Annotated in this window: 5 protein-coding genes; 2 read left to right on the top strand and 3 right to left on the bottom strand. The window is 43.5% G+C overall.

Features of this window, described 5'->3' with window-relative positions; all coding sequences use genetic code 11:
- Positions 1 to 6: 6 nt before the first annotated feature.
- On the bottom strand, positions 7 to 1527 hold the full coding sequence (locus QTO06_RS20260; RefSeq protein ID WP_331409540.1) for an EAL domain-containing protein: 1521 nt from the start codon (positions 1525 to 1527) through the stop codon (positions 7 to 9).
- Positions 1528 to 2113: 586 nt separating this feature from the next.
- Here QTO06_RS20260 and QTO06_RS20265 point away from each other — a divergent pair.
- Complete coding sequence (locus QTO06_RS20265; protein WP_331409541.1) at positions 2114 to 3877, top strand: leucine-rich repeat domain-containing protein; 1764 nt, start codon at positions 2114 to 2116, stop codon at positions 3875 to 3877.
- Positions 3878 to 3922: 45 nt separating this feature from the next.
- Here QTO06_RS20265 and QTO06_RS20270 read toward each other — a convergent pair whose 3' ends face one another.
- Positions 3923 to 4570, bottom strand: a complete 648-nt coding sequence (locus QTO06_RS20270; RefSeq protein ID WP_331409543.1) for a glutathione S-transferase family protein — start codon at positions 4568 to 4570, stop codon at positions 3923 to 3925.
- Positions 4571 to 4688: 118 nt separating this feature from the next.
- Here QTO06_RS20270 and QTO06_RS20275 point away from each other — a divergent pair, with 118 nt between their 5' ends.
- Complete coding sequence (locus QTO06_RS20275) at positions 4689 to 5519, top strand: LysR family transcriptional regulator (RefSeq protein WP_331409545.1); 831 nt, start codon at positions 4689 to 4691, stop codon at positions 5517 to 5519.
- A gap of 9 nt (positions 5520 to 5528) precedes the next feature.
- Here the strand turns inward: QTO06_RS20275 and QTO06_RS20280 are convergent, their stop codons facing one another.
- Complete coding sequence (locus tag QTO06_RS20280) at positions 5529 to 6086, bottom strand: protocatechuate 3,4-dioxygenase (protein ID WP_331409547.1); 558 nt, start codon at positions 6084 to 6086, stop codon at positions 5529 to 5531.
- Positions 6087 to 6333: the final 247 nt, after the last annotated feature.

The following is a 6333-nucleotide window of genomic DNA, read 5'->3' on the forward strand; positions in this document are numbered from 1 at the left end:
GTCAGTCTAAGAGTCAAACTCGTTACTCAAAAATTCTTTAAGCGGCATAGGCTTAGCAAACAAGAACCCTTGTAGATAGCTTACGCCCCTCTCCTTTAAGTACTCCGCTTGAAACTCCGTTTCTACCCCTTCAGCAACCACATCCAACGACAAGTCATGAGACAAAGTAATCATATTCTGTAGTAAGTGGCCGGTTATCGTGTCGACGCCAATATCTCGTACAAACGTTTGATCAATCTTAAGATAATCTAAATCGACTTTACGCAAGTTGACCAAAGAAGAATGCCCTGTACCGAAATCATCGATTGCGATTTTACAGCCCATACCTTTTATCTGAGTGAATATTTCATCGGTTAAATCGCAGTAATTTAACGCCTCTCTTTCCGTGAGTTCTAAGACCAAGGTAACGTCTTTAGAGTCAACAATATCGATGAACTCTTGGCAAGCGCTAACAAGCGTCCCTTTTGAGCAATGCTGCGGTGATATATTCACACCAACATGAAAAGGTTTTGGTAGCTTGTCTTTCCAAAGGCGAATTTCTTTCGCAGTATGTATCATCAATTGATGTGTGATCGGAAGGATCAACCCTGAGCGTTCAGCTTTAGGGATGAAAAGATCCGGTCTTACCGTTCCTTGGACTGGGTGCTGCCAACGCAAAAGGATTTCAATTCCCTGAATCTCTCTGTTTGCACTGTTCAAAATAGGTTGCGCGTAAGGGACAAACTCTTTGTTTTCCATCGCCCTCTCTATCTCTAGATATAGGTTTGATGGACGTCTTGATAGCCACAGAAGGTAAAGCGCGAATAGCGTCTGAATGATTAAGATAACAACAATATATTGATTATCATGCTCCCAAAATGCAGAAATCATACTAGGGTAATCAAACCCCGAATACACACTGTAAGGAAAGTTAGCTGATGACACTTTATGCCAAGCGACCAGCTTGTCCGCTGGGTTAACTTTAAGCACAAGGTCTTTGTTATCGAGCCACTGTTCACCTACAGCCAAGTATGAGCGCAACTTGTCGTGAGGCTCTAACAACTGCCTTAAGTACAGGCTGTCTATACCACTAAATGCGGTATCCTCACCCGACTCAGACCGAACCACAATAAGAGGATGTTTGGCATCGACTTTACTGCCATGCATTAAGCGTAAACGCCCGGAGCTGTAATCTGCTAGATCGTACTGGTAATGGCTGTCTCCCCAGATCGAGGTACAGTAAATCACATTATCTTTGGCTAGGTTGGCACTTCGTACATACGGTACTGTCGCAACTAAATGACGCAAAGCCACACTGTGAGCCTCACAGCTATCGGGCTTCTCCAAAAGCATTAAGGATTGGTTGTTAGCCTCTTCACCATACTCCAGAATCTCATCGACCTCTTGGACCACACTCGACGCTTTTAACTGAGATAATTCATCAAGTGACTGACCAATGCTGAAATACAAAAACGCCAGCGCGAAAAGGCTCGGAAGAAAAGAGAGCAAAACTAGATTCGTTGAATTTTTCTTATTGTTTGCAAACATGAAAGGCCTAGTTAATGGGATATATGTTTAGTTTGCAGCCTGCCTTCTCAGAAGTGATAGCACTCAACAAACTTATTGGAGCGATTTAATGTATAGATATCAGTATATAACGTGACTTCTACATACCATGTGAGACTAGCTTTCTTTTTGCGCATTACATTCTCAACTTTGAGAAACTGTAACATTATGATGTATTTTTGTATAAATAGCTCTTGATCTCGTTGAACACAAAGTTTAAGTGCAGGAGCATGATTGGGACGTTAATTTACCATCAGAAAACGATGAGCGTACTGTCAAATCTTCCCGTGACAGAGAGGAAATAAAGGGGTCTAAGTGAATACATCACTGGAGTCCGCTATTTCGAAACAACCCCTCCCACTGACGTTACTTTCATCACCATTCGAAAAATTCAGATAAAAAAGCTAATAGTTCCGGTAGTTTACCTACAGTTTTATTTTGAGAAATTGCGTAAACTACTGCAAATCTATTCATTGTTGCTCTATTCATTGTCGAAACAGCATTCACTAACGGCAAGGCAATTGAGCGCCTAAAACTAAAAAGAAAATACTTCGAAAAGGATTCATATATGAAGGCGTCAGTGGTAAACCAAATCTGGTTATCCGGTAAAATGGTGATGGCAACGAGTGGTTTGGCGTTATCCGGTTTTGCTTATGGTTCCACTCCAGAAACCATTGGTGACATTCAGTTCGTCGACCCAAACTTTGCTGATTGCTTTTCTGGCTACGAAGCGTCTTCACCAAGCATTTTGACCGAACTCGACTGCTCCAACAATAACATTACCTCAGTGGAAGAAATTAAATATTTCCCTGCACTAGAAGACTTGATTCTTTTAAATAACAATATTAAAAGCGTCGATACTACACATAATCCAAAGCTCAAACGCCTTATCTTGGCGAACAACCAATTGAGAGATATCGACCTCTCTCATAACCCAGAGCTTGAAACTCTAACTATTTCAGAAAACAACCTGACACAGCTCAACATCAATAAGAACTCGCAGCTGAAAAGTCTCTACGCCTACAAAATGCCTATTGCAGAAATAGACGTACGCCACCTATCACGGTTGCGTGACCTTGGATTCAGTGCCCATAAACTGACAGAACTTAACGTTAGCCAAAACTCCGAGCTCAAAACGCTCTTTCTTGGAAATGGCAGCCTAACTACGATCGACTTAAGCCATAACCCAAAGCTTTCGCACGTATCTCTTCAATCAAACCAATTGCAAGAGATTGATTTGTCGAAAAATGCGAATCTTAAGCACCTTAACGTGCGCAATAATAAGCTCACCAGTTTAGACTTAAGCCAACAGACACAGTTGCAAGAAGTCAAAGCAGACTATAACCAGTTAGCCGAATTCCAATTGGGTAAAAACCCAAATTTAACGTCACTAGAGCTAAACAATAATAAATTGACCAAACTGGACCTGACTCAACAACTGGCCTTGAAGAAGTTCACAGCATTCAACAACCCACTTTATGATATTACATTGCCTAAAGGTCATGAGTTTGATCTGTTTTCAGTCGAGGGTTCACCTTATGCCGCAGCTCTAACAACGACCTCTCAAGCAAGCGAAGAGAAAAACATCTCAAACCTACTATCTCCTCGTGTCAGCATTATTGAAGGTGGTGTAATAACGCAAGAGGGAAATGAGTACACCGTGACTCCAACACAAATGGTGATGCCAAAACTCGGCCAATACATTGGCTTTCGATACTCGGTTACGTTGCCCCAGAATGCACAGGGTGAAGTAGAGCCTAGCCTTGCAAAAACCAACAAATTCCCAATTACCGTCCGGATGACGCATCCAAAGATTGTCGATCCTAAAACGGGCAAAGGGTTCACCGAATCCACTTGGCCTGACACCATGTTTAAGCATGATCGTAACCTCGCGATGTGGTATTTCGGCGATAAAAGCGAGCTGGTGTCCGGCCGTTGGAAAATCGAGATACTTTACCGCGATAGCGTGGTAGCAAAAAAAGCCTTCCAGCTAGTCAATATGGATGATCCGAAAGAACTCACCTCAATCAAGGAAGCTCTGGTCATGCAAAACTTATTCAGCAAAGGTTCTAGTTATGTTTGTAAAGAAACCGCCTTTCAGCGCTGTTTTGGGTTCGATAGTACCAGTAAATGTGAACAAGCTCTTGAGCCTTATACCAAGAGCTGCCAGTCATTAATGGCGCGAGAAATCAAAAAACAAAAGGGCAAGTTTGACAGTAAAGACGCTCTGAAAAATGCTTTTCTCTTTTATACAGGGTGTTTAATGGGGAGCTACGCAGAAGAAAATCATTTCGAGCGAACAGAAGTACTTCAATGTATGAAAAGTAAATAAGGTGTTTTTGAATAGAGCCTCCCATCAAGTGAGGCTCTAGTGCCGTTAAGCTTCTACCCCTGCTTCATCTTCTTCTACGATATCCGTTTCTTGGCTCGCCTCTTCCAGCCATTGCTGTAAAGCTTCACTTGCTAGCACCTTCTGTTGGTAGGCTTTGGCACCTTCCGATAGCTCTATGCCATAAGTTTGGAAACGCAATGCCACTGGTGCATACATGGCATCGGTGATTGACCATTCTCCAAATAGCCAACCATTCGGATGCAGCTTGGCTTGCTCTGCCCAAATGGCGTCAATACGCGCAATATCTTTACGTGCGCCATCCGTTAGATCGACTTTTCTGCGCGCGCGAATGTTCATTGGGAGTTCGTTTCTTAAATCAAAGAAACCCGAGTGCATTTCTGAAGCGATGGCGCGTGCTTTAGCCCGTTCTGCGGAGTTGCTTGGCCATGCTTTACCTTGCAGGTATTGCTCGTTTACGTATTCCAAAATCGCTAATGAATCCCACACGGTTGCATCGCCATCCACCAAGGTCGGTACTTTGGCCGTTGGTGTAATATCTTCCAAGGTCTTATAAAAATCTTCCGTGAATAATTTGAGCTTGGTGACTTTCACATCCAGTTTGAATTGAGAAAAGATCAGCCATGCGCGCAGTGACCAGCTTGAGTAGTTTTGGTTAGCAATAAACAGTTTCATGACGCCTCCATGCGGTTCGTGTTTTGAGTACCCATTCACAATATCTGATTGTATTTAATGGGACTAACGGATAGTTTTGATGGAACACTTCAACAAAAACGATGGATGAGTTTTAGATATGGATATCGATGCGTTACGCAGCTTTCTGGCTTTTGTAGAAACGGGTAGTTTCACTCGTGCAGCCAAGCAGATCAATCGCACCCAATCAGCGTTCAGTGCACAAATGCGTAAGCTGGAGGACGAACTCAGCGTCAGTTTGTTTGAAAAAGAAGGTCGCAACCTAGTATTGAGTGAAGCAGGATTAGCACTACGCTCTCACGCCGAGCGATTGGTCAGCTTGCACAATCGAGCGCTGAAACAAGTGAAACGTTATGAAAACAAGCGCCCTCTTCGCTTAGGTTGCCCAGAAGATTACAACGACAATATCCTGCCTAAAGTCATCCGCGTATTGCAGCAATCTGAACCGACATGCTCTATCCAAGTTTTCAGTGAGCCAAGCATCACCTTGAGAGAAAAGCTGGATGAAGGAAAGCTAGACGCCGCTATTGTGACAAGAGCACCGGACGGTGAAGAAGGTTACTGGCTAGCAAGCGACAAAGGTGTGTGGATTACTCACCCTGATTTTAACATCGAGGCCGCCCAACCTCTCCCTCTCGCCCTATTCCAAACCGACTGCAAATACCACGCAGCAGCGGTAGACGGATTAACCAAACGTGGCACTCCTTATCAACTACTGGCGTGTTGCAATACGGCCTCTGCACAACGAGCGATTGTACGTTCAGGCATGGCTATCGGTGCGATGGGCAGTATTAGCGTTAGCAAGGATCTCAAGATCTTAGACGATATGCCATCGCTGCCTTCCGTGGATATCGTTTTGGTCACGGGCGTCGAGCCTCATCCAATACTGGATAAAGAATGCTTGGCGCAATTGGTTGAGTTAATGGCTTAACTGGATTCGCTAACCAATCACAAAGTTAAATTCGCCCGTTAATCGCCCGTCGATTCGTATAGTTTCAAACTGTAAATAATCACGGGCTTTGCCACCCCACCATTCATCACCAGTATTGCCTTTTAAGTACAACTGAGTGGTCAGAAGCTCTTGGTTATCCTGCCACAACTTAACGTGAGTGTGCGGCGGACGAGAGGCATAAGGCACAGGATACAAAGTCTGGAATAAGTAGCGACCATCCGATTGAGTTTCTGCAGCGCCAAAGCCTGCAAAGTGAGCATCAAACTTATCATTATTTGGCTGCTTAGGATGATCGTAAATCCCCTGCCCATCGCATTGCCAGATTTCTACTTTGATGCCTGAGACAGGATTTCCCGTTGTATCCACGACTTTGCCTTGTAACACGATAGGTTCACCGACCAAGCCTTCTGATTGCAGAATCAAGTTTTGACGAAGAGGAATGTCCACTACTGGATAAAATGGCCCTTCTGTTTGTGCTGGCGTTGAGGGTGATAAATCAAAACTAACTAGAATGTTATTTTTAATAGAGAGTGAATGAAGTGCCATTCTATAAGGAGTTAGAGGGATTTAAAGCGAATTCATGATCCTTTTTAAAACTCGCTTTAAATCTACTTACAACAAACCAAAAATAAACACACCAATCAAAGAGTGTCTTCTAGTTCTCGGTGCTCTTCTTTGTCATATAGCCCACATTCACCATTTTCATGAACTGGGCATTCAAAGTTACCACGACCTGTCATCAAGCACGAGCCATCAGGCTGCATGTAAACGCATTGTTTGACTGGTTTCACTA

The organism is Vibrio sp. M260121, assembly GCF_036533715.1.
Classification (GTDB): Bacteria; Pseudomonadota; Gammaproteobacteria; order Enterobacterales; family Vibrionaceae; genus Vibrio.

Bases quoted from the DNA above. Each gene is read 5' to 3' on its own strand.
- QTO06_RS20275 (WP_331409545.1), top strand. From the start codon at position 4,689: ATGGATATCGATGCGTTACGCAGCTTTCTGGCTTTTGTAGAAACGGGT.
- QTO06_RS20270 (WP_331409543.1), bottom strand. From the start codon at position 4,570: ATGAAACTGTTTATTGCTAACCAAAACTACTCAAGCTGGTCACTGCGC.
- QTO06_RS20265 (WP_331409541.1), top strand. From the start codon at position 2,114: ATGAAGGCGTCAGTGGTAAACCAAATCTGGTTATCCGGTAAAATGGTG.
- QTO06_RS20260 (WP_331409540.1), bottom strand. From the start codon at position 1,527: ATGTTTGCAAACAATAAGAAAAATTCAACGAATCTAGTTTTGCTCTCT.
- QTO06_RS20280 (WP_331409547.1), bottom strand. From the start codon at position 6,086: ATGGCACTTCATTCACTCTCTATTAAAAATAACATTCTAGTTAGTTTT.